Below are 22,188 nucleotides of genomic sequence, written 5' to 3' on the forward strand. Positions count from 1 at the left end.
CAACATACCGCCACTGGGTTTTATCATCTTCGATTGATTTGCCACTCTATCAATACTGCTCAATAGAAAAAGTGGATTGTTTAGAAATCTGAATGTGTATTCCAGAGACTCAAACACTATTTAATCTCAAGTGAGGAAGCGCCGCCTTTCTATAGTCTAAAACTCAAGAACTTTTCGGGCAGCAAGATTGTTTACCATTTCTTCAAGGATCAACTCTTCTTTTTTCTGCTCAACGACTCTTTGCTCACATTGCCAGTCTTCTAACTTGGCCTCAAGACTTTTAACTTTGCAGTGTTTTGCCTCCAGTAAACCTTTTAATGAGTGGTATTGAGCGTGCATGAGTTGAAGTTCGTGTTGCTGATGGTCAATCATCTTGCTTAACATCCCTTCCACTCGACATTGATTGAGTAACATTTCCCGATGAAAAACGGCATGGGTTACCCCTTGGGAACGAGTTTGCGTCTTCAAGTCTTGCAACTGCTCTATCTGCAAAAATGCTTGGTCGGTTTGCTGGCGAAGTGTCTCAAGTTGCACTGACATAAGATCGCGCTGCTTCTGCGTTAATACGCAAAATTTACTTATTGCCCTTTGTTTAGATTGCATTCCATTGCCCTAAGATGATTGAAAAATCTGCGCCAACTCTGCCAAGCTATCAGTAAAACCAGCCGAAGCGTCATAGTTTTGCTTAAGGTAGGCAGTGAGTCTTGGCTGCAAAGCCACATAGCTGTCTAACTTAAGGTCCTGACCAGGCTGATAGCCGCCCAGTGGAATCAGGTCTTTTACTTCAAGATAGCCTGAATAGGCTTGTCTAAACTCACTCGCTAACGCTGAATGCTCCTTGGCAACACACGACGCCATGCATCGGCTGATGGAAGCTCCGATATCAATTGCAGGGTAATGTCCTTGCTCTGCCAGTTTTCGTGATAAGACGACATGGCCATCTAAGATCGCTCGCGCTGAATCAACCACAGGATCTTGTTGATCATCCCCCGCAGCTAGAATGGTATAAATAGCCGTCAAACTGCCCGTTGGGTTTTCTCCATTCCCAGAGCGTTCAAGCAACTGAGGTAAAGCGTTAAAAACAGAAGGTGGGTAGCCTCGAGTCGCCGGAGGCTCACCCAATGACAAAGCAATCTCTCGCTGCGCCATCGCATAGCGGGTGAGAGAATCCATCATTAACAGCACATCCTTACCCTTATCACGATAATATTCGGCAACTCGGTGGCACAATAACGTCGCTCTTAGTCGCATAAGCGGTGAGTCATCTGCTGGAGCCGCAACAACAATGGCTTTACGGCGAGCATCCATGCTTAGGTTTGTCTCAATAAACTCTCGCACTTCACGCCCACGCTCACCAATTAAACCAACCACGACAACATCGGCTTCGGTATTTTTGGCCATCATCCCAAGCAGCATACTTTTGCCAACGCCACTACCCGCCATTAGGCCAATCCTTTGACCTTTACCTACCGTGAGTAATCCATTAATCGCTCGAACGCCTATATCTAAAGGAGAATCAACAGGCCGGCGTTTGAGCGGATTAATCACCTTAGGCTCTAACGAAACCCGATCGCCACCTCGCAGTGCGGGGCCATCATCCAGTGCCTCGCCTAGGCCATTAACCACACGACCTAGCCAGTGGTCTCCTAACTCGACAGTGCTGTCGCCATCCAAAGGGATAACTTTTGCCCCAGCGAATAAACCACCAAGACGGCGTATAGGCATTAAAAAAGCAATTGTGTGGTCAAAACCAACTACCTGAGCTTCTATCATATCGCCATCGGATGTTTCCACTAGGCAGCGCTGCTCAAGTTTGAAGCGACAACCTACTGCTTGCAGCATGTTGCCCGTTACCTTTACCAGCCTGCCCGTCACTCTCGCAACTGGAATCGAGTCAAGTGACGCAATCGCTTCATTCGTGCGTTCAAAGAGTAATTCAAATGCTTGTGTATTAGTCATCAGCCTCATCGCTTACTTGAGTCACTTCATCAAGCAAATACTGCTTTACATTATCCATACAAGCTTGCAGCCTTGAGTCACAACTTGCATCTGCTTCTGCCTCTTCAGTCACTAAATGACATCCCCCTGGTTGCAAATCGGGATTTGCTACCAATTTCCACTCTTTAGCAAGTTCTGAATTGATATCTTCAAGTCGTTCTAAATCTTGTGGATTAAGATGAACCGTCACCTTTTCTGTCTTGCCTGGCATTGCCTCCAAAGTTTCATCCACTAAGGCTAAAATCTGCTGTGGCATGAGGGTTAGCTCGGCGCGAATCACCTGCTGAGCAACTTTTTGCACCAACTCACAAATCACATGCCTTTGCTGCTGTTCTCGCTCCGCTTGCCAGTGCGAAAGTGACTGGTAGATAGCATTCACAGGTTTAGTAGCCTCAACAAATGCTTGCTTTCCTGATTGTTCACCAGAGATAAAACCTTGCTGAAACCCTTCTTTTTGCCCTTCAAGTAAACCCTGCTGTTGCCCTTGGGTTAATCCTTGACGAAGTCCTTCTTCGTGCCCTTGCTCTAGACCCGTTTCAAAACCCTCTTGCAGCTTTTGCTGCAGCTCAGCTTGCGGATCTTGCCATTGGTCGTCAAGAGCAAAGCTATCATCGACCTCTACTGGTTTAGCTAGCGGTGGAAAACGGTGAATGCGGTAGTCGGTCGCCGGTACATCAAAAAATTCAGATTTGGTTAGTGACATGGCTTACTCCACTCTGGGTTCATCATACAGAACCAGTTCTATCTCATCGGCTTCATCCAATTCACGCACCATTTGCATGATGTCATACCTTGCACGTTCTACGCGGCTTAATGGTACGGCTCCTCGGACTTCCATATCGTCTTCCAGCGCTTTGACCATACGCTGTGGCATGGCACTCTTAATGGCTAACTGAAGCTGGATCTCGGCACCTTTAAGCGCTAGTGACCAAAGCTCCATAGGCACCTGCTGCACGAGGCGATCCATTGTTTCTTCCGGTTGGCGGCCCAATACCATAAAGTCAAACATGTTCTGCTCAATCTCACTGACCACGTCTTCATCATGCAATTTGAGCATTTCCATCAGTGAGCCTCTGTCACCCTCAAATCTATTTATGATATCGGCCACTTGTTTGACCCCAGATAATGGAGCGCTTTGACTGACCGAGACTTGCTCAATACAACGTTCAATCAAGTCATTGAGATCACTTGCCACTTGGTGGTCAATGTCTTGCATTTGGGCAATGCGGAACAACAACTCATCATGTTCATCTTGCGGCATGCACTTCAAAACAGCTGATGAGCTTTCTGCTGGCAAGTAAGCAAGAAAGATGGCTTGCATTTGAGGGTGTTCTTTGGCGATAAACCTTGCTAACACATCAGACTCAACCCATTGCAGTCTTTGCATATTGTTACTGATTTCATCACCGTAGAGCGTATTGAGTAGCCCTTTCGCTAGATCGTTGCCCAAGGCTTTGCGCAAGGTTTTAGATAAATACTCTTTCGACGCTCCCCTAATGCCACTGTGTTGACGAAAGTCATCGAAGAAGCTTTGGATAGCACCATTAGCGCTATCACTTTTGATGCCACTTAACTTGGCCATCGCTTTGGTGACGCGCTGAGTTTCATCTCGAGTGAAATGGCGCAACACCTTAGCGGCAGCATCTTCCCCCATTCCCAGTAGGACAAGAGCGGTTTGTTCAACGTAGCTAAGCATTGGCTTTTGCTTTAATTCTGCTGTGTTCATTTACATTCACCCATTGTTTTAATACTTCAGCAACTCGTTCTGGTTCTTCATTCGCGATCAGTTGTAGATGCTTGAGCTGAATTTCTAATGGCGAGCCCGCCGGAGGTAGCATGTCATGTCCCATATCCAGTCCAGATGACACGGAAATCCCTTTTTCAGACAGTTTTCGATTGAGCACTTCTTCTCTTTCCCTTTCTTCTCGGGTTTGTATATCGTCAAATACGGTGTCTTGCTGTGGATCCGCAAACTCAAGCTCTTGTGAGTTAAGATCTGAACCAGTTAAATGAAGAATCAAAGGACGTAAGACAAAGAAAATCATTGCCATACCCAACATACCGCCAATCACATATCGCATCGGTTGCTGTACTGTGGGATCTTGCCACCAAGGAATACTTGGCGGAGCTTCAATGGCTAAAGGTGTAAAACCAAAGCTCATTAAACTTAGCGTGTCACCTCTATCCGCGGAGATACCTATTGCATCAGTCACCATAGTGGATATTTGTGCTTTCTCTTCGTCAGTCCAAGCTTGCCCATTGGGAGCAACGGCTTGATTGAGCAACACTGAAACACTCAACTTATTTATCTTACCTTGTTGATACTGGGTACGGCGCACACTGCTACCCACTGCGTACTGGCGGTTTATTTCTGATCGCGCGTTGGTGTTTTGGCTATCATGGGTTGGAGCTTCACCAGTTACAGGGGGTTGGTTACTTAGAGTTCCCGGAACACCTAAAGCGATCTGGTCAATCGAGTTGTTTGTGATGGTGTGCTCATTGCGCACGATTGGACTATCATCGAGAATTTCCTGTGTTTCTTCGACCTGACTAAAGTCCATATCAGCAGCAACTTGAACACGGAAATTACTCGGCCCAACAATAGGAGTCAGCATATCCGACGCGCGTTGGATAATCTGTTTCTCAACATTACGTTGATACTCTAGATACTTGGCGTTCACTTTTCCCGCTTCGGCAGAACCAACATCCGCACTAAGTAACCGACCATACTGGTCAATTACGGATACTTGCTCTGGTTTCATTGCAGTGACACTGCCCACAACCAAGTTAATAATGGCTTCAACTTGTTCTGGCTTTAAGTCCTCACCGGGTTTTAGTTCCAACATCACTGAGGCAGAAGGCGCTTCGCTATTTTGTCTGACAAATAAGGTCTGGCGAGGTATGGCCAGATGAACCCTAGCATTGGATACCGCATTGAGCGAAATAATAGTGCGAATCAACTCCCCTTCAAGACCATGCCGATAGCGCGCGGTTTCCATGAACTGGCTAGTTCCGAGTGAACTGTCTTCTTTAAGTGAGTCTAGGCCTGTTGGCAGCTTAGCTTTAACACCCTTAGCGGCTAATAACATCCTTATCCTAGCAACCTCACCTTCCGGTACTAATACTTGACCATTTTGTTCTTGCAATCGGTAATTGATCCCTTCAGATTCAAGAACAGAAACGATCTCTCCTGTATCAAACCTCTCTTGTTGGCTGTATAGAGGGCGGTAACTTTGTGTTGAACTCCAAAGCGCCACCACAATTATCGCGGCAACAATGGCTGCTAATACCGCAGACAAGACTAAATTTCGTTGGCTGTTAGACCAAAGCTGCTTGAGTTTGTCGGTGAAATCTTGAATCCCTCTTTGCGAGGAGGAATCAGCACTCGGCACATCAAGTGCTGCGCCACTGGCGACTTGTGTGGTTAATTCTGACATGGGCTACACCGGCATCTTCATGATGTCTTCAAATGAGGTCACAACCTTGTTACGAACTTGCATCAAGGAATCGAAGGACAAACTCGCTTTTTGACTGGCTATCATGGCACCAACGAGGTCGTCACTCTGGCCTGTTTCAACCGCGGTCATTTTCTGACTGGCGACAGATTGATATTGATTCACTGAATCAAGAACATTTACCATGGCATCGGAAAATGACAGAGACGATGTAATATTATGTGTATCGAGAGGATTCGCTGAGATAGCAGGTTCAGGTTGAATAATGGATTGCATCGCTTCCATTTTAGACAACATTAACTGCTCTGCGCTTATCGCATTATGGATAGGGTGACTTGCCATTAATTTTTCTCCTTTATGCAGCCGAGCCTATGGCCGACTGTAAATCAATGCCTTGTTCACGCATTGCGGCTAGTTTATATCGTAATGCGCGCGTGGTAACACCAAGGGCATTTGCTGTCTTGGTTCGGTTTCCGCCAAAATGACGCAGTTGTTCAAGGATGTACTGGAACTCTGCCTGCTTTTTGATTTCGACATGCCCCATGCTTTGTGAAGGTGCTGTTTCCTGTGTAGAGGAGAGTAACTCCATTGGTAACATAAGGTCCTGAGCAGTAATGTAATCACCATGGCGCATAACAAGTGCACGTTGAATAACGTTTTCTAGTTCACGAATATTGCCTGGCCACTTGTATTGGCATAATGCCGTTCTGGCATCATGAGAGAGGTGGCATCGACTACCATCTTGATATTTATTGATAAAGAATTGGCTGATGGGCAAGATGTCTTCGCTTCGTTCTCTAAGCGGAGGCCAATGGAGAGGCAAGACATCTAAACGATAGTAGAGATCTTCACGAAACTGACCATTTTTTACCTCCTCGCGCAAATCTTTGTTGGTTGCAGCAATGACTCTAATATCAAGCTTCACCGCTTTGTGGCTACCAACACGCTCTACTTCGCGCTCTTGAAGTACACGCAGTAATTTAGCTTGCACGGATGGTGACATCTCACCTATCTCATCAAGGAAAATAGTGCCCTGTTCAGCCTCTTCAAACTTGCCGCTTTGCGACTGAGTAGCCCCGGTGAAGGCACCTTTAACGTGTCCAAAAAGCACTGCCTCAAGCATAGACTCTGGAATGGCAGCACAATTGACCGCGACAAAAGGACCGTCTGCCCGAGGTGAGTGCTGGTGAACATATCTCGCCAGAACTTCTTTTCCCGTGCCAGATTCTCCGGTGATGAGAACACTAGCTTTAGTGCATGCGGCTCTGTGGGCTAGTTGAAGAACTTGCTTACTGCGCCAAGATTCAGCAACAAGGTTTGCTATCGGTTTACCGACCACTTCAATACGGCGAAGTAAACTGAGTAGCTGGCAACTTTCAAACGGTCGTAATAAATAATCAGTCGCACCTGCTTTCATGGTTTCTGCCGCAAGTAACCCTTGGTTTTGCTCGACAATTGCAATGGCGACACCAACTCCGGCCTTTTTATTGTGGCAGTGAACAAATTCACGAACACACATATCAGGCAAATTTGAACTCACCAAGGTAATGGCAGTGCTGGGTTCAAGTAATGCACTGCGCCCTGTACGAACATGAGTCACTCTGTATCCAGACGGCTCGAGTACTTTTATGATCGATTGGGCAAGTTCATCCTTGGGCTCAACTAACAAAATACTTGTGCTTGTCATTTTTAAGCCTCTTCCATGTCGTTAATTGTTTGAGTATTGTGAGGTACTATTTTTTCATCACTTCGAACTAACCTGACGGTCACACGCCGATTCTTCGCCTGTCCTTCGGCTGTATCATTATTCGACACCGGGTAACGAGAACCATGTGAGCGTATTTGTATCTTTGTTTTCGAAATGCCATAGCCTAAAAGAACATCAGCGATTGCATTTGCTCTTAGCTCAGATAGAGATAAGTTGTTTAAGTCGGAACCAATATTGTCGCTGTACCCATCGATAAGAATACGGGAAACACTATCGTCTGCATCAAGATAGGTAGTAAAAGCGTATAAAGTCCTTCGCTGAGTATTATCAAGGTGATGCTCTCCTGCGGGAAAAGAGAAAGTAAGATCTCTTGCGGTCACATATGACATGTGAGGGAGGCGAGATAAGCACCGCTGAAACTGTGCTAGTGGCTTTTGAATATGGGTAGTTGGCAGTAGTAGGGATTGAGGTTCGGAAACTTGTTTTCCGCTGAAGCTGAGTTTGATCCAATTACCTTGCTTTATCTTATCTATAAGAAGGCTTATATCTTGATAGAATATCAACTCGCCATCCGTAATAGGCACATGATGGCCAATCCCCCTAAAACTATTATTTTCACTCCAAGGTTCAGGGGCACTATATAATTCACCATACTCAAAATGGTTATTATTGCCTTCTAAATAAATATTTAAATTGGTCTTGCCTATTTCCTCTGACCGGAAAGAAAACTTCCCATAGGAAAGGCTATTGAAAATTAAACTACACTTTAAGCTACTTCCACGATAAGTCCATTTTACTTCATCCATTGGTATTTCTTGTTCAAAATTTGCCAAAGCAGATGAGAAGTAGAAAATAATAAGAAATAAATATTTTTTTTTGACTTTGATATTCATAACTATTCTTTTAGAACCAATTTATTATTGATGTATTTATTTTTATGGATGTTATTTAGTATGGGCGACTGTAAGAACAATAATATTTAACCAATAAGCTCAATAACTTAAACATTTTTCAATCGATGCCACCAATTATGTAACAAATCAATAAAAATCATTTAAAACCAATTGCATACAAAGATTTAATATGCATCAGGTCCCTCTATAAGACATTCATCATTTGCATGTATTGCAAACTAACCTTTTTTATTTTTAATGAGAAGATGTGAATCAGGAATTAAAATCAACATATGGAGTAAAGTCACAAATTTAATAAACAAGACTTATTTGCAACAAAAAAATCTATGAAGAATGCAATAAATTAAGGTAGAAAATTATATAAGTGATTTGTCATGAAATGGTAAAATATAAATGGAACCTATCAGAAAGATATCTATTCCAGACTTTCAAACCCTAAGTATTGAGTCTCTGGGAAGGCCAATTCACATAATTCGAGATAAACTGGATTATCTAATATCAAACTCGTGCAATATTTTAACCTATGAACTTCAGAGCTGGCTAAAATCATATAATATCAAATGTAATATAAATATTGTTTCACTTCACACCTTCTCGGTGGATGAAATGAACAAATCATTAATAAGCACATTTAATCATCAGTCTGGCGGTAAAATTTTCACCTCTATCGATACTCCAACCTTAATTAAACTTGCCGATAGTTTTTATGCTACGAGATTAGAGCGAAACTGTAGTGAGCTTAGTAACAGCGATCTGCGCCTTCAAGAAAAAATCGGGACCATTATCGCGACTTGGTTGGCTCCGCAGGAAATGTGGACTCGATGTGAATTTGAGCCAGCTCAAGGAACGGGGCTGTATGCCTCTATCAATATCAACTTCGACGATCACCAAGGTAGCATCCATATCAAGCTAGATGAAGCGCTCGTCGATACGCTGACTCAAGAGTTAGATCTGCAACCTAAGGAATCCATGTATCTTCCTTTTTGCCAATCTCTCGAGTCCACACCAGTCAAACTCAACGCTTTACTGTGTCAAAAACGCATGCTCCTTAGTGAGCTCTTATCACTAAAGCCCAAAGATATATTACCCGTAGAGTTACTCTCCTCGGTTCCTGTCAGCATTGGGCAGCAGCATTTATTCAATGGCACAGTAGCAGACAATGACGGTCAACTAGTTTTAATTCTTAACCATGATAAGGAATCTTAGTAATGAGCGAGTCAACGGATATCCCAGCTTTTAATACCGATGAATTGGACTTCGATGATTTTCAACTTGAGGAAACACCTAACGAAGACTTAGATTTCACCTCTCACACTCCGGAGCGTGACTTAAGTTTTTTCAAAAATATCCCTGTTACCGTCACATTAGAGGTCGCCAGTAAAGATATTGCTCTGGGCGAGCTCATGAAAGCAGGTTCAGGAAGCGTTATTGAACTTGATAAACTCAACGGAGAACCGCTTGATGTCAAAGTCAATGGATCATTAATGGGACATGCCGAAGTTGTGGTGGTCAACGAAAAATATGGCCTAAGACTTATTGATGTTGTCGATTCAGCTCTTGCCTCTGCGATTCAGTAAAGGCTAAGACAAAAATGACTAAATCTTCTTCTTTGATGAGGTGGATAGCGCATATTGGTTGGTTAATTCTCTTCATTGGTTTCCCTTGTGCTGCCAGTGAATCTGGCTTAACCATCCTCTCTGTTACAGATGGTACATCACAGCAAGAATACAGCGTTAAATTGCAAATTCTGCTTTTGATGACTGCGCTAAGTTTTCTGCCTGCTTTTATTCTTATGGCCACCAGCTTCACGCGCATAATCGTCGTACTGGCCATTCTTCGTCAGGCTCTTGGTCTACAGCAAAGCCCTCCCAATAGGGTGTTGGTAGGTATTGCTCTGGCACTTTCTTTGCTGATCATGCGACCTGTTTGGACCGATATCTACCAAAATGCTTTCCAACCGTACGATAAAGGTGACATCACGTTAGTAGAAGCCTTTTCGATCGCAGAAAAGCCCGTTAGACATTTCATGCTGGCTCAAACTCAGCAAAACTCGTTAGAGCAAATGATGCGCATTGCTAATGAGCCCATAGACTCACAAGTTGAGGACATTTCACTGGCTATCATTCTTCCAGCCTTTGTGATTAGTGAGCTCAAAACTGCGTTCCAAATTGGCTTCATGCTGTTTATTCCTTTCTTAATTATAGATCTGGTTGTGGCGAGCGTTCTAATGGCGATGGGGATGATGATGCTGTCACCACTGATTATTTCTTTACCCTTTAAACTGGTTGTTTTTGTCTTAGTCGACGGATGGGCCATGACAGTGGGTACCCTATCGGCCAGTTTTGGATAGCAAGGAGATATCATGACACCAGAAATGACGGTTACTCTGTTTTCCAATGCCGTGTGGCTAATCATCCTAATGGTCGCGGTATTAGTGTTACCTGGGCTGATTGTCGGACTAGGTATTGCTATTTTTCAGGCTGCCACACAAATCAACGAGCAAACCCTGAGCTTTTTACCACGCTTGCTTGTCACTCTGCTTATGGTGATATTCGCAGGTCACTGGATGCTCAGAAAAATCATGGAGCTATTTGATTACTTGTTCCATAACATTCCGGGAATGATCGGCTAATGGATATTACCTTTGCAGACATTTCACGCATGATTGGCCAATTTTGGTGGCCATTCTTTCGAGTAGGTACAGTATTTATCTCAATGCCTTTCTTTGGTGATGCTTTGATACCTGTCTGGGTTCGCAGCCTATTAGCGCTATCGATTGTGGTGGTTGCTGCTCCTCTAATGCCTGCAATGCCAGCAGTTGACCTTTTTTCATTCACATCGCTTTATTTGGCTTTTGAGCAAGCAATTTGGGGCCTGTTCTTTGGTCTGGTTCTCCATTTACTCTTTAGTATTTTCACCACTCTAGGCCAAACTATATCAATGCAAATGGGTCTGGGTATGGCCATTATGAACGATCCTGTTAACGGTATGTCGGTCGCCATTCTCGGTCGTTTATTTCTGATCTTCAGCACCTTGTTATTTCTGTCTTTAGAAGGACACCTTGTTGTTATTGATGTTCTTATCCAGAGTTTCACCCTATGGCCCGTCGGCTCTGGGCTAACCTCTGCCTCACTCAAAGGGGTGATCAACATTTTTGGCTGGATGTTTGCTTCAGCACTCGCTCTCGCTCTCCCTGCGATTGTTTCAATGTTACTGGCAAACATCAGCTTTGGCGTCATGAATCGAGCTGCCCCCTCACTTAACGTCTACGCTCTCGGCTTTCCTATGACTATGCTATTGGGTTTGTTTAGCGTATTGATCTCCATATCCGGCGTTCCAAGTCGCTACACCATTTTGGTTAACGATACATTGCGCTTCCTAAACCAATATATGACGGGGGGCGGATGAGCGAATCTTCTTCTCAAGATAAAACGGAAAAAGCCTCACCACAAAAGATTAAAAAAGCGCGTGAACAAGGCCAAGTTCCTAGAGCAAAAGAGTTTACGACTGCCGCGCTATTTCTGGTGGTTGCTGTGTACTTTGACAGTCAAATCTCTGTGATCTGGGACAATATCGCTGGCATCTTTCGTTTTAATATGTCCCTGACAAGGCAAGATCTAGAAAACCCAATGCAAATGATCGAGCAACTTGGGCATAGCCTCGGCGTGATCATTACTTTGCTCCTACCCTTGTTTGTCGTCATTATTCTAGTGACATTAGCCAGCACTATGGTGCTTGGAGGCTGGATGTTTCGAATGGCCAATACACTACCAAAACTGAGTAAGTTGAACCCTGTTACGGGAATCAAAAGAATGTTTTCGAGCCGTTCCTTGGTTGAGCTTATCAAGTCATTTATTAAAGTCTTGGTTATTTTCTCCATTCTCTATGCCTATTTGAGCAATCACCTCCAGCCTCTGCTAGGTATGCAAAGACTGCCTCTTACACAAGGGATCGTTAATGTCATGCAAATCTTGTTCGACGGCCTATTACTGATGGGACTCGCTCTTCTCATATTTGGTGTGATCGATATTCCTTACCAAAAGTGGGAGCATGGGAAAGAGCTCAAAATGACGAAACAAGAGCTAAAAGAAGAGTTTAAAAACAACGAAGGTCGACCTGAAGTCAAGCAGCGCATCCGTCAAATTCAACAGCAATTTGCTCGCCGGAAGATTAATAAAATGGTGCCAGATGCTGATGTCGTGATCACTAACCCTACTCATTATGCTGTGGCGATTAAATATGATTTAAGCCGCTCAGATGCGCCCTTCGTTGTAGCAAAAGGTATCGATGAAACAGCAATACACATTCAAAGGGTGGCGCGCGATAACCAGGTTGAAATCATCAATACTCCGCCCCTGACCCGTGCTATTTACCACACTACAGCAATAGAACAAGCGATACCAAGTCAGTTATATGTCGCTATTGCTCATATTCTTACTTACGTGATGCAACTAAAAGCATTCAAAACGGGCAAAGGTGAAAAGCCGATGCCTTTACCTCATTTAGCAATTCCTAAGCACTTACAACATTGATCATACGTTATTAACCCAAGGACACCCGCTCATGCTCAATCGGATAGCACAGATACAAAACTCCACCAAAGGCTATGTCGGCATACCGCTGGTCTTACTCATGATATTGGCGATGGTTATCCTCCCTCTTCCACCATTGTTACTTGATGCCTTATTTACCTTTAACATTGTGCTCGCCATTTTGGTTTTATTAGTAAGCACGACAGCCAAGAGGCCGTTGGACTTTTCAATTTTCCCAACTATTTTGCTTATCGCTACACTACTCAGGCTCACCCTCAACGTTGCTTCTACTCGTGTGGTATTACTTGAAGGTCATAATGGCGGTGATGCTGCTGGTAAGGTCATTCAAGCTTTTGGTGAAGTCGTCATTGGCGGTAATTATGTTGTGGGTATGGTCATTTTTGTTATTTTGATGATCATTAACTTTGTCGTGATTACCAAAGGAGGAGAGCGTATTTCAGAAGTGTCAGCCCGCTTTACGCTGGATGCCTTACCCGGCAAACAAATGGCGATAGATGCGGATCTCAATGCGGGGCTGATTGATCAACAAGGCGCTCGCCGCCGCCGACAAGAAGTCGCCAATGAAGCCGATTTTCATGGTTCTATGGATGGCGCATCTAAATTTGTGAGGGGTGACGCCATTGCTGGTCTATTGATCTTGTTCATCAATATTATTGGCGGTATCAGCATTGGTGTGTTTGAACATGGGCTTGCCGCGTCTGAAGCATTTAAAACCTACGCTCTACTGACCATTGGTGACGGTCTAGTCGCACAAATCCCCTCTCTGTTACTTGCAACCGCTGCTGCAATCATAGTGACTCGCATTAACGATAGTGATAACGCGCTATCAGACACTATGCAAAAACAATTGTTAGCCTCTCCTAAAACCCTGTTTACAGTCGCGGCAGTAATGCTGATTATTGGCATGGTACCCGGCATGCCGCACCTTGCTTTCTTTAGCTTCGCGGCCGCATTAGCTTTTGCAGGTTGGCGACAAAACAAAACCGCTTTTTACGATCCCGAGCTTGAGCAAGTTGAGGTCATGACCCAAGCGATGCAGCAAGATGAAACGCCGCTGAGTTGGGAGGATATTCCGCACGTTCACACACTGTCTCTCTCGCTTGGCTATCGTTTGGTTCACTTAGTGAATAAAGAGCAAGGTGCACCACTCAGCCAAAGAATAAGAGGTGTAAGACGTAACCTTTCAGAGCAAGTTGGTTTTTTACTGCCCGAGGTTCGTATCCGTGACAATTTAAGCCTTAAGCCAAATCAATACACTATCGCCCTGAATGGGGAAGTGATTGAGCAAGGATTGATCGAACCTCAGCGCTTAATGGCGATTGCGGTAGGAGAAACCTATGGTGAAGTGGATGGTATTCTTGGCAGCGACCCCGCTTATCAATTACCAGCAGTGTGGATCGAGCACAGTGATAAAGCCAAAGCACTGAATATGGGTTATCAAGTCGTGGATGATGCAACCGTCATAGCAACTCATATAAGTAAAGTCATAAAAACTCATCTCTCAGAGCTGTTTAATCACGATGATGTTGATGCCATGATGCAAAGGCTCACCCAACAAGCCCCCAAACTAGCTGAAGCTTTAGGGGCAGCATTAAATCCAGCTCAGCAGCTAAAAGTATTTCGTCAGTTACTGCTTGACCAAGTGCCTCTGCAAGATATTAGAACCATAGCCAACACTATGCTTGAGTCATCAGAGAAGACAAAGGATCCAATATTACTGGCCGCTGATGTTCGCTGTGCATTAAGGCGAACTCTGGTTAATCTCATCGCCGGAACCAACGATGAACTAAAAGTCTATACCTTATCTGATGAATTGGAACAGATGCTAATGACGTCACTCCAGCAAGCACAGTCTAACGGCAGTGTGAATCTAGATAGCTTTCCAGTAGAGCCTAATATTCTTGGGCAATTTCAGCAAAACTTGCCTTTGATTAAGCAGCAGCTAAAACAGCAAGGGCTAGCACCTATTTTACTTGTCATGCCGCAGCTTCGCCCATTACTTGCCAGATATGCTCGTACTTTTTCAGCAGGTCTGGCCGTTTTATCTTACAACGAAATTCCCGAAACTAAGCAAATAAATATCGTCGGAAACTTGGGTTAGTCGAGCTAATCTATCGAATCTCAATCTCCATTAATTGGCCCCAACAGGCCAGTTAATGGAATGAAGATCACCAAAAAGCCCTAATAACCATTAATTTCATTCGAAAACTAAATTTTTTATTAATTTCGAACAAGCAGCGTCCGCCTCTTGTTAGTGACCAGGGGAAATCCTGAAGCCAACATCTGAGTATTGTTACCAACCAAGGAGACCAAGATGGCTTTATCAATGCACACTAACTACGCATCACTTGTTACGCAAAACACGCTAAGCAGCACAAACGACCTATTGACAACTGCGATGGAGCGCCTAAGTACAGGTATGCGTATTAACTCTGCGTCTGACGATGCAGCTGGCCTAACTATCGCTAACAAACTTGAAGCGCAAACTCGTGGTATGTCTGTTGCTATGCGCAACTCTCAAGATGCGATTTCTATGCTTCAAACTGCAGACGGTGCTCTAGAAGAGTTGACTAACATTGCATACCGCATGAAAGATCTTGCAACTCAAGGTGCGAACGGCACAAACGGCACAACTGAGCTTGCTGCACTAAACGCAGAGTACCAAGAGCTTGAAAAAGAAGCGGTACGTATTATGGAGCAAACCACATACGGCGCAGGGCAAAAACTACTATCAGGTACAACAACTGGTGGTGGTGCTGGCGGCGGTGCAGCAACTTCTGACGGTAAACTTTCTGAAGCGGTAACTTTCCAAATAGGCGCTTCTGGTGGCGAAACTCTCGAAGTAAATGTTGCAGCTGATTTACAAGGCATCGACTTTTCATCAACAGGTGATTTAGACTCTAACGCTAACGCTAACGCTCAAATCGCTGTTGTGGATGGTTTGTTTGATAAAATCAATACTGTTCGTTCGACTCTAGGTGCAAATATCAACCGACTTGAGCACACAATCAACAACCTAGCAAATATCTCTGAGAACACAGCTGCGGCGAAAGGTCGTATCACTGATGCAGACTTTGCTGTTGAGTCTTCTAACATGACGAAGAACCAGATGCTGATGCAAGCGGGTACAACTGTACTTTCTCAAACTAATCAGCTACCTGGAATGGCAATGTCTCTACTTCGTTAATAGACATCCATACCCTTCTAATATTTACTCCGTAAACTTGTTACTCCGCATTCTATCATACCCGTTGAATGCCTCAGGTAACTTTGCCCTCAAGCACAGCTTGAGGGCTTTTTTCAATATGCTCAAAGGCACATTTACTCAACACTTCTATCAAGTTGAGCGAGATAGATAAAATTAACATCTCAGTGTTTGAAAGGCCTGTCTGTTCTCTTTTGAAATTTTTGCTTCAAGCTTTTCCTTTGCCTGATTGAATATTTCATCTACCGAAGAACAAGTAAGTGACTTTCCATTTACAGAGATATTCATTTTCTCACAATATTCATCGACTATGTTATTCAACTCACGATGTATAGCGATAAACTGCTTTTGAGTTAGAGAATCCCTTACATTTTTGCGCAAATCTTTAAATTCGAAAATCAACGTTATATCGGTCAAGTTGTATTGACCCAATTCTTTCATGGCAGCACTCTCTAGTGCACTTTTACCAGCCCCTGAGCTTACATTTAACCAAGTGGATACTTCACCTAATACTGAACGTTTATTATCCTCAGATGCATATTTTCGTGCCAACTCTGGAGGAAGTTGTTCAAGATATAAATCCCATTTGCGCGCAGCATAACTAATTAAATGCTGATTAACTGCATCTCGCTTGGTCTCAAACTCCTTACATTGCCTCTGCTTCTCAGCTTGTGATGGTTTAAAGATGCTAATAGCTCTGCTCTTAAACCCCACGTCTTTTTCTTTCCCCAGATCCTCAAAAGCTTTTTCGCAAGCTGATTTTACAATCCTATCGCCGTCACGACTGAGCCAGAATTCATTCGAAATTACAGCAGGATCGTTTTCCATATGAAGATCACTGAACGAGCTGTTTCTGGTAAGTTGCACCGTGTCCTCAACGGGATCTGATAATTTGTCAGGCAAGTTATCTTGGCAAGATCGATGAAATAAATGTGTGGGTGAAATCGAACTCATTTGTAGCCTCATTGTGCTTACTAATTAATACTAAAGAAGAGTTTATCTGGTGATAAACGCTTAGTTCCCAGTGAAAATAGCACTTAACCGGTTAGAATTTAATCAGGTAAAAACCTGACATTGCAGTGTTAGCAACATGGTTGATCTTATTTTCTACTCAAGACTTTTACTCCACCTCACAAAATTTACTTAGACCAGCCCTTGTAACACTCCACCCAAAAATTATTAATGACCATTCTACAATCGCCCCAAAAGAGTCAAATAGATATAAAGAGTCATAATGACCTAACTTAAAAGAGTCATAATGACATCTAAATTATAAGAAAGGTCATTATATACATAGATTTAGCACATGGCATGAAATATGTAAGTTAACTATCAGAATAGGAGACTTTGCTATGAAATTTGAACATAAACATTACCAACCTAATAGTATTTCAGAAAAGATTGCGTTGCTGGTAACCAAGCTGCTTAAAAAGACATTAAACCTTTTCTACGGCGGTAAGTATGCTAGACGGGCTATGTTACTTGAAACCATTGCAGCCGTTCCCGGCATGGTCGCTGGTGTATTTAACCACCTCAAAGCATTGCGCAGAATGAAAGATGATGGTGGTTGGATAAAAGAGCTACTTGACGAAGCCGACAACGAGCGTATGCATCTGATGATATTTTTACGCATTACTCAGCCTTCAATCTTAGAACGTGCGTTAGTGATGTTGATACAGTTCTTCTTCGTTTTAGTGTACGGCGTCATTTACCTTCTCTCTTCAAAAACCGCACATCGTATCGTTGGTTATTTCGAAGAAGAAGCCTGTAACAGCTACAGCGAATTTATCGAGAAGGTATTAGATGGCACGGTTGAAAACTCCCCCGCGCCAGAGATCGCTGCTCGCTATTACCAGTTGGGTGAAAATGCAATGTTGTTAGATGTATTGGAGTGCATCCGCCAAGATGAAGCCAAACATAGAGATAAGAACCATGACATTGCTGATGCCTATAAATTTCAAGACCTTCCAGAACATCAAAGCTAAAAAGTATTGGAGGCATTATGGCAATAAACAATCACCATATTGATGAAGCTGAATTTGGACTTTCAGTGGGTATTTCACACTTGATGATAGAAAAAGGCGAGCTTTTTTACTCAAGTGAATCTAAAGACAGTAAATCTCGCCAAAGCTTTATGTCATCGCACTGGCAGAAAATCAAACATTATCTAACGTTCCATCAATAAAAGCGCAGGCTATGGATAGAAGATCACAGGACAAGTTTTACCTTAAACTTGTACCTGTGATTTAGCTAGGTATTCAAAGAAAAATAAACGCATGACCTTTATATAGCCTCACGCTCATCTTCAGTGGACCACAGCCCCATAAGACCGAACTTAGTCAAAGCCACCATAAAGACACCGATTGTCATTACCATGGTGCCCATGGCAATGTGCTCTGGTATCGCTGGTAAAATGAAGAAAATCATCTTTGGTATACAGACACACATAACCAATACTAAAAAGTCCATCATTAAGTGGAAGGGTGTCGATACCTTAATTCCTTTACTAATCAGATATAATAAATTTACGCTCATTGTTTGTGACTCCAGTACTTCTCATATCGCCAGAGAAGCATATCCTGTGCCACAGAGGTCGCGGTCCGATTAATCTTCATATTAGTCATAAAGTTATGAAAGGAGATAACGGCATAATGATTGATTTGCCAAAAAAGCGACGCTGATAACAGTCATTAAATTGCCGCTTTTTCTGATCTGTCGACTTGCCCATATTTGAGGTTAAGTAACGTAAAGCAAGAGATAGTACTCCCTCAAGCATTCAGTTTAACTACAGCCTTTCCACCTTTACGCTTACATAAGGCAGTGCATCAAAAGTGTTGATGACTTTCCACTCCGACGAGTTATCAAGAGATCGCCTGACACGATTCAAACTTTCGAGTTCTTCCGTCTCACCGTAATAAACATCAGCTCCGTAAACGCTCTGCAAAGAAAGATCACCACCCACTTCTGTCACTATCGGCCGTTCAATAGCATCAATAACCGCTTGTGTATAAGGCAAACCAAATGAATTAACAACCCACGGCCAATCCCATGTATGATCTTGAAGTGGTAGATTTCGATTTTCAAACTGATCGCCAAGGTTATTACCACCTGAAGTTTTCCTTCCAATCTCCCACTGGTAGTATTTGTGGGGTCGATTGACTGGGTGCTCAATATCAGCATTACCTGAGTAAGAAAGGAATCCATACAAACCAAGATCATAACTGACCCTTGCTTGTCCCTTATATGGGTATACTTTTGACGTTTTGTATATAGTCATCAGTACTTCTTGTCTGCGCTTTGGTGGGACATTAACCACTATGGTGTCAGTGACCAATTCACTGGCAGCACCTGAGTTTTCCTCTCCCCAACTTTGCCCTGCAGAAAAAGACACCTCAACTTCACTCTCTCCAATAAATGGCAATGTAAAATCACTTTTAACCGATACCGCTTGCTCAAAGTTGATCGAACTTTTGAACTTCCAGCTGGTTTGCTTTTTATAGGAAAATGTCACTCGATATTGTTGATTTATATCAGATTCATTAGTGACTGAGGCTCGCCTAACCCCCAATATTTCTTGGGCTTCGTCCGTGCTATCTCTTTGAGCTACAGTACTGGGTAAAAGCTGATAACTGAGATTAGTGATGTCGATGACTAACCTATCATCGCAGCGATAGCCATAACACGGCATTCCAAACCCAATCGCATCAGATTTAATTTGGTACACTCCTCTATCATAAACAGAAGTGACCATATCCTCTCCACTTTGCCTTCCATCGACTCCACCACTCCAAGCATAACCAAGTAGGTTAGCAAGCTCGGCTAATGGCTCGTAAAATTCTTTTGAATTCACCATAAGCCATTCTAGTTTCTGTCTGTTCGGTGCTTTTAGTGTCAGGGGTAAAGATACGTCAGCTTGGTAGGTATTTTTCTTATCAGATTCGATACACCAGCTTGTATAAGCCAGCCGGTTAGCAATTTTGATATTTCCTTTATGACCAGGGCCCATGATGATCAAGCCATTTTCAATATTTGTCAGCTGCCACTCCCCCATTTTTGCAGCCAATCTTTGTTGATACATCATCGCCGTGCTTAAACTTATTGGTTCATAGCCGCTCTGACATGGTTTCCTTTGCAGCTTAATATCTTCTAGTTCTATGTACCGACTAGGTGTATTTGCCAAAGCATTGTGATGGGTAAAGAAACTTAACCCTATCACACACAAGAACACTCTCAATGAATAGTCACTCATAAATTATATTCCATTGAAGCTGTTACGAGACCATGCCAGATGCGGCGTTACTTAATCTATGCTCGTGACATTAAAGAGGTGAACAAAAGCAGGTGCCAAATCCATCACAAAAAGGGAATTCACCATCAGGGCAAAGACCAGCAGCAGTCGAAGTGGCAGAAGAGAAAAGAATAGCAAGAGATAAAATTAGCTTTTTAGACATTGTATGACCTTATATATAAAGCGTCACGATAGGTTGGAGTTTTATATATCGGAACCTATTGTTAACACCTTGTTAATTAGAGGTCGAAAATCTAAAGGATTATGCAACAAGCTGAAACCATGAAAAACATGAAGTTAGATTTACATCACAAATACGATTATTCACCCAGATTCATTTTGGATGATTATCACAATAACAAACACCCAATACATTATTATGAAACATCACAGATATTACGTTAAACGATAATTCAAAGCTATATAGTTTGCTATCCAGTCTATAAGTATTACTTATTCCATTATTAATAATTTTATCTTTAATCACGTTTGAATCAGAGATATACATGGAGCACTGCCCCATGGCAAAGCAGTTCAAATAAGGCGACTTGACCTTAATACTGAAACTAATGTGGAAGAGATGATGACTAAAAAGCTAACTACTGCTGCAGGCTGCCCTGTCAGCAATAACCAAAATGTAATGACAGCTGGGCCACGGGGTCCACAACTACTTCAGGATGTATGGTTTCTTGAAAAATTGGCTCACTTTGATCGCGAAGTGATACCTGAAAGACGTATGCATGCCAAAGGCTCTGGCGCTTATGGTACTTTTACCGTTACTCATGATATTACAAAATACACGCGAGCAAAGATCTTCTCAGAAATCGGCAAAAAGACCGAGTTATTTGCTCGATTTACCACAGTTGCGGGTGAGCGAGGCGCTGCAGATGCAGAGCGCGACATTAGAGGCTTTGCGCTCAAATTTTATACCGAGGAAGGAAACTGGGATTTAGTTGGTAATAACACACCGATATTTTTTCTGCGCGATCCACTAAAGTTCCCTGACCTAAACCATGCGGTGAAACGAGACCCTCGCACCAATATGCGAAGTGCCATCAACAACTGGGACTTTTGGACATCACTTCCAGAAGCCTTTCACCAAGTCACTATTGTTATGAGTGATCGCGGTATTCCTGCATCTTACCGTCACATGCATGGTTTTGGCAGTCACACCTTTAGCTTCATCAATGTCGATAAAGAGCGCTATTGGGTTAAGTTTCATTTCAAAACTCAACAAGGTATTAAGAACCTAACTGACCAAGAGGCCGCTGAAATAATAGGCAAGGATCGGGAAAGCCACCATAGAGATCTATATCAAGCCATTGAAAATAAAAACTTTCCTAAATGGAAGATGTATGTACAGATCATGCCAGAACTCGAGGCAGATAAGGTTCACTTTAATCCATTCGATTTAACTAAAATATGGTCACAAAAGGATTACCCGCTGATACCTGTCGGTGAGTTTGAGCTAAACCGCAACCCAGAAAACTTCCATGCAGAAGTTGAACAATCTGCCTTTAATCCAGCAGCCGTCGTCCCAGGAATTAGTTTCTCACCAGACAAGATGCTACAAGGACGCTTGTTTGCCTATGGCGATGCGCAGCGCTATCGTCTTGGCGTCAATCACCACCAAATCCCTGTCAATGCACCTAAATGTCCAGTTCACAGCTATCATCGTGATGGGGCAATGCGAGTGGATGGTAACTATGGGTCTACTATAGGTTATCAACCAAACTCAAAACAAGAGTGGGACGAACAGCCTGATTTTTCAGAACCACCACTGCGTATAAATGGAGACGCGGATCATTATGATCACAGAGTCGATGAAGATTACTTTAGCCAAGCTGGTGATTTATTCCGTCTAATGAATAACGAACAGCGCCAAGCATTGTTTGATAATACGGCTCGCGCTATGCAAGGGGTGCCAAGGGAAATTCAAGAACGCCACATCAATCACGCTTTCCAAGCTGACGAAGATTATGGGAAAGGACTCAGAGCCGCGTTAGGCCTTGAGTAAAACTGTGCTATATAAATAGTAAATTCCTATAAAACGTTCGCTTGCTGTTA

General features: G+C 43.2%; 23 protein-coding genes. 11 read left to right on the forward strand and 12 right to left on the reverse strand.

The window, feature by feature from the left end:
* Nucleotides 1-156 precede the first annotated feature (156 nt).
* Genes MHN79_RS15865 through MHN79_RS15900 form a run of 8 tightly spaced genes read right to left on the reverse strand, consistent with a single transcriptional unit; the run spans nt 157 to nt 8,054 of the window.
* Entirely contained in the window at nt 157-603 is a 447-nt protein-coding gene (locus tag MHN79_RS15865) for a flagellar export protein FliJ (protein ID WP_239173689.1), read from the reverse strand.
* Between the two features lie 9 nt (nt 604-612).
* A complete protein-coding gene (locus MHN79_RS15870; protein ID WP_239173690.1) occupies nt 613-1,959 on the reverse strand; it encodes a FliI/YscN family ATPase in 1,347 nt (448 codons plus the stop codon).
* Nucleotides 1,952-2,701, reverse strand: coding sequence for a flagellar assembly protein FliH (fliH, locus tag MHN79_RS15875; RefSeq protein ID WP_239173691.1), 750 nt, complete (start codon nt 2,699-2,701; stop codon nt 1,952-1,954). The genes MHN79_RS15870 and fliH overlap by 8 nt, the downstream gene beginning before the upstream one ends.
* A 3-nt stretch (nt 2,702-2,704) precedes the next feature.
* On the reverse strand, nt 2,705-3,724 hold the full coding sequence (locus tag MHN79_RS15880) for a flagellar motor switch protein FliG (RefSeq protein WP_160926467.1): 1,020 nt from the start codon (nt 3,722-3,724) through the stop codon (nt 2,705-2,707).
* Nucleotides 3,687-5,435 (reverse strand): flagellar basal-body MS-ring/collar protein FliF, encoded by a 1,749-nt coding sequence (gene fliF, locus MHN79_RS15885; RefSeq protein ID WP_239173692.1) that lies wholly within the window; start codon nt 5,433-5,435, stop codon nt 3,687-3,689. The genes MHN79_RS15880 and fliF overlap by 38 nt, the downstream gene beginning before the upstream one ends.
* A 3-nt stretch (nt 5,436-5,438) precedes the next feature.
* Nucleotides 5,439-5,795: a flagellar hook-basal body complex protein FliE gene (gene fliE / locus MHN79_RS15890; RefSeq protein WP_239173693.1), complete on the reverse strand. Its 357-nt coding sequence runs from the start codon at nt 5,793-5,795 to the stop codon at nt 5,439-5,441.
* 13 nt (nt 5,796-5,808) lie between these two features.
* Nucleotides 5,809-7,140, reverse strand: a complete 1,332-nt coding sequence (locus MHN79_RS15895) for a sigma-54 dependent transcriptional regulator (RefSeq protein ID WP_239173694.1) — start codon at nt 7,138-7,140, stop codon at nt 5,809-5,811.
* A gap of 2 nt (nt 7,141-7,142) precedes the next feature.
* Complete coding sequence (locus MHN79_RS15900) at nt 7,143-8,054, reverse strand: OmpA family protein (RefSeq protein WP_239173695.1); 912 nt, start codon at nt 8,052-8,054, stop codon at nt 7,143-7,145.
* A 414-nt stretch (nt 8,055-8,468) separates the two neighbouring features.
* On the opposite strand from MHN79_RS15900, the gene MHN79_RS15905 reads away from it, so the two are divergent.
* The 8 genes from MHN79_RS15905 to lafA all read left to right on the forward strand — a co-directional run bounded on the left by MHN79_RS15905 (nt 8,469) and on the right by lafA (nt 15,815).
* Nucleotides 8,469-9,281 (forward strand): FliM/FliN family flagellar motor C-terminal domain-containing protein, encoded by an 813-nt coding sequence (locus MHN79_RS15905; RefSeq protein WP_239173696.1) that lies wholly within the window; start codon nt 8,469-8,471, stop codon nt 9,279-9,281.
* A gap of 2 nt (nt 9,282-9,283) precedes the next feature.
* Nucleotides 9,284-9,652, forward strand: a complete 369-nt coding sequence (fliN, locus tag MHN79_RS15910; protein ID WP_114787894.1) for a flagellar motor switch protein FliN — start codon at nt 9,284-9,286, stop codon at nt 9,650-9,652.
* Nucleotides 9,653-9,687: 35 nt separating this feature from the next.
* Nucleotides 9,688-10,425, forward strand: a complete 738-nt coding sequence (gene fliP / locus MHN79_RS15915) for a flagellar type III secretion system pore protein FliP (protein WP_239173717.1) — start codon at nt 9,688-9,690, stop codon at nt 10,423-10,425.
* A 12-nt stretch (nt 10,426-10,437) separates the two neighbouring features.
* Nucleotides 10,438-10,707, forward strand: a complete 270-nt coding sequence (fliQ, locus tag MHN79_RS15920) for a flagellar biosynthesis protein FliQ (protein WP_114787892.1) — start codon at nt 10,438-10,440, stop codon at nt 10,705-10,707.
* Nucleotides 10,707-11,483 carry a flagellar biosynthetic protein FliR gene (gene fliR / locus MHN79_RS15925; RefSeq protein ID WP_239173697.1) on the forward strand — a complete coding sequence of 259 codons (777 nt, stop codon included), beginning with the start codon at nt 10,707-10,709 and terminating at the stop codon, nt 11,481-11,483. Before fliQ ends, fliR begins: the two co-directional genes overlap by 1 nt.
* Complete coding sequence (gene flhB, locus MHN79_RS15930; RefSeq protein WP_239173698.1) at nt 11,480-12,607, forward strand: flagellar biosynthesis protein FlhB; 1,128 nt, start codon at nt 11,480-11,482, stop codon at nt 12,605-12,607. The genes fliR and flhB overlap by 4 nt, the downstream gene beginning before the upstream one ends.
* Before the next feature lie 31 nt (nt 12,608-12,638).
* Complete coding sequence (flhA, locus tag MHN79_RS15935; protein WP_239173699.1) at nt 12,639-14,729, forward strand: flagellar biosynthesis protein FlhA; 2,091 nt, start codon at nt 12,639-12,641, stop codon at nt 14,727-14,729.
* 213 nt (nt 14,730-14,942) lie between these two features.
* Complete coding sequence (gene lafA / locus MHN79_RS15940) at nt 14,943-15,815, forward strand: lateral flagellin LafA (protein ID WP_160926445.1); 873 nt, start codon at nt 14,943-14,945, stop codon at nt 15,813-15,815.
* Nucleotides 15,816-15,989: 174 nt separating this feature from the next.
* Here the strand turns inward: lafA and MHN79_RS15945 are convergent, their stop codons facing one another.
* On the reverse strand, nt 15,990-16,661 hold the full coding sequence (locus MHN79_RS15945) for a hypothetical protein (RefSeq protein ID WP_160926443.1): 672 nt from the start codon (nt 16,659-16,661) through the stop codon (nt 15,990-15,992).
* Nucleotides 16,662-17,185: 524 nt separating this feature from the next.
* Between MHN79_RS15945 and MHN79_RS15950 the strand changes: the two genes are divergently transcribed.
* Both MHN79_RS15950 and MHN79_RS15955 read left to right on the forward strand, forming a co-directional pair.
* Nucleotides 17,186-17,818, forward strand: coding sequence for an alternative oxidase (locus MHN79_RS15950; protein ID WP_160926441.1), 633 nt, complete (start codon nt 17,186-17,188; stop codon nt 17,816-17,818).
* Between the two features lie 17 nt (nt 17,819-17,835).
* Entirely contained in the window at nt 17,836-18,018 is a 183-nt protein-coding gene (locus MHN79_RS15955; RefSeq protein WP_239173700.1) for a hypothetical protein, read from the forward strand.
* A gap of 98 nt (nt 18,019-18,116) precedes the next feature.
* Here the strand turns inward: MHN79_RS15955 and MHN79_RS15960 are convergent, their stop codons facing one another.
* The 3 genes from MHN79_RS15960 to MHN79_RS20945 form a co-directional block, all read right to left on the reverse strand.
* The gene (locus tag MHN79_RS15960; RefSeq protein ID WP_239173701.1) at nt 18,117-18,368 is read right to left on the reverse strand and encodes a hypothetical protein; all 252 of its coding nucleotides are present in this window, start codon (nt 18,366-18,368) and stop codon (nt 18,117-18,119) included.
* A 250-nt stretch (nt 18,369-18,618) separates the two neighbouring features.
* Nucleotides 18,619-20,082: an aerolysin family beta-barrel pore-forming toxin gene (locus MHN79_RS15965; protein WP_239173702.1), complete on the reverse strand. Its 1,464-nt coding sequence runs from the start codon at nt 20,080-20,082 to the stop codon at nt 18,619-18,621.
* Nucleotides 20,083-20,152: 70 nt separating this feature from the next.
* Nucleotides 20,153-20,284 carry a hypothetical protein gene (locus tag MHN79_RS20945; protein ID WP_275436471.1) on the reverse strand — a complete coding sequence of 44 codons (132 nt, stop codon included), beginning with the start codon at nt 20,282-20,284 and terminating at the stop codon, nt 20,153-20,155.
* Between the two features lie 420 nt (nt 20,285-20,704).
* On the opposite strand from MHN79_RS20945, the gene MHN79_RS15970 reads away from it, so the two are divergent.
* Nucleotides 20,705-22,138 carry a catalase gene (locus MHN79_RS15970; RefSeq protein WP_275436490.1) on the forward strand — a complete coding sequence of 478 codons (1,434 nt, stop codon included), beginning with the start codon at nt 20,705-20,707 and terminating at the stop codon, nt 22,136-22,138.
* The last annotated feature ends 50 nt before the right edge of the window (nt 22,139-22,188 follow it).

The sequence above is a fragment of the Vibrio sp. Of14-4 genome (genome assembly GCF_022347625.1).
GTDB classification, from domain to species: Bacteria; Pseudomonadota; Gammaproteobacteria; order Enterobacterales; family Vibrionaceae; genus Vibrio; species Vibrio pristinus.

Bases quoted from the DNA above. Each gene is read 5' to 3' on its own strand.
- MHN79_RS15865 (WP_239173689.1), bottom strand. From the start codon at position 603: ATGCAATCTAAACAAAGGGCAATAAGTAAATTTTGCGTATTAACGCAG.
- MHN79_RS15870 (WP_239173690.1), bottom strand. From the start codon at position 1,959: ATGACTAATACACAAGCATTTGAATTACTCTTTGAACGCACGAATGAA.
- fliH (WP_239173691.1), bottom strand. From the start codon at position 2,701: ATGTCACTAACCAAATCTGAATTTTTTGATGTACCGGCGACCGACTAC.
- MHN79_RS15880 (WP_160926467.1), bottom strand. From the start codon at position 3,724: ATGAACACAGCAGAATTAAAGCAAAAGCCAATGCTTAGCTACGTTGAA.
- fliF (WP_239173692.1), bottom strand. From the start codon at position 5,435: ATGTCAGAATTAACCACACAAGTCGCCAGTGGCGCAGCACTTGATGTG.
- fliE (WP_239173693.1), bottom strand. From the start codon at position 5,795: ATGGCAAGTCACCCTATCCATAATGCGATAAGCGCAGAGCAGTTAATG.
- MHN79_RS15895 (WP_239173694.1), bottom strand. From the start codon at position 7,140: ATGACAAGCACAAGTATTTTGTTAGTTGAGCCCAAGGATGAACTTGCC.
- MHN79_RS15900 (WP_239173695.1), bottom strand. From the start codon at position 8,054: ATGAATATCAAAGTCAAAAAAAAATATTTATTTCTTATTATTTTCTAC.
- MHN79_RS15905 (WP_239173696.1), top strand. From the start codon at position 8,469: ATGGAACCTATCAGAAAGATATCTATTCCAGACTTTCAAACCCTAAGT.
- fliN (WP_114787894.1), top strand. From the start codon at position 9,284: ATGAGCGAGTCAACGGATATCCCAGCTTTTAATACCGATGAATTGGAC.
- fliP (WP_239173717.1), top strand. From the start codon at position 9,688: ATGAGGTGGATAGCGCATATTGGTTGGTTAATTCTCTTCATTGGTTTC.
- fliQ (WP_114787892.1), top strand. From the start codon at position 10,438: ATGACACCAGAAATGACGGTTACTCTGTTTTCCAATGCCGTGTGGCTA.
- fliR (WP_239173697.1), top strand. From the start codon at position 10,707: ATGGATATTACCTTTGCAGACATTTCACGCATGATTGGCCAATTTTGG.
- flhB (WP_239173698.1), top strand. From the start codon at position 11,480: ATGAGCGAATCTTCTTCTCAAGATAAAACGGAAAAAGCCTCACCACAA.
- flhA (WP_239173699.1), top strand. From the start codon at position 12,639: ATGCTCAATCGGATAGCACAGATACAAAACTCCACCAAAGGCTATGTC.
- lafA (WP_160926445.1), top strand. From the start codon at position 14,943: ATGGCTTTATCAATGCACACTAACTACGCATCACTTGTTACGCAAAAC.
- MHN79_RS15945 (WP_160926443.1), bottom strand. From the start codon at position 16,661: ATGGAAAACGATCCTGCTGTAATTTCGAATGAATTCTGGCTCAGTCGT.
- MHN79_RS15950 (WP_160926441.1), top strand. From the start codon at position 17,186: ATGAAATTTGAACATAAACATTACCAACCTAATAGTATTTCAGAAAAG.
- MHN79_RS15955 (WP_239173700.1), top strand. From the start codon at position 17,836: ATGGCAATAAACAATCACCATATTGATGAAGCTGAATTTGGACTTTCA.
- MHN79_RS15960 (WP_239173701.1), bottom strand. From the start codon at position 18,368: ATGAGCGTAAATTTATTATATCTGATTAGTAAAGGAATTAAGGTATCG.
- MHN79_RS15965 (WP_239173702.1), bottom strand. From the start codon at position 20,082: ATGAGTGACTATTCATTGAGAGTGTTCTTGTGTGTGATAGGGTTAAGT.
- MHN79_RS20945 (WP_275436471.1), bottom strand. From the start codon at position 20,284: ATGTCTAAAAAGCTAATTTTATCTCTTGCTATTCTTTTCTCTTCTGCC.
- MHN79_RS15970 (WP_275436490.1), top strand. From the start codon at position 20,705: ATGACTAAAAAGCTAACTACTGCTGCAGGCTGCCCTGTCAGCAATAAC.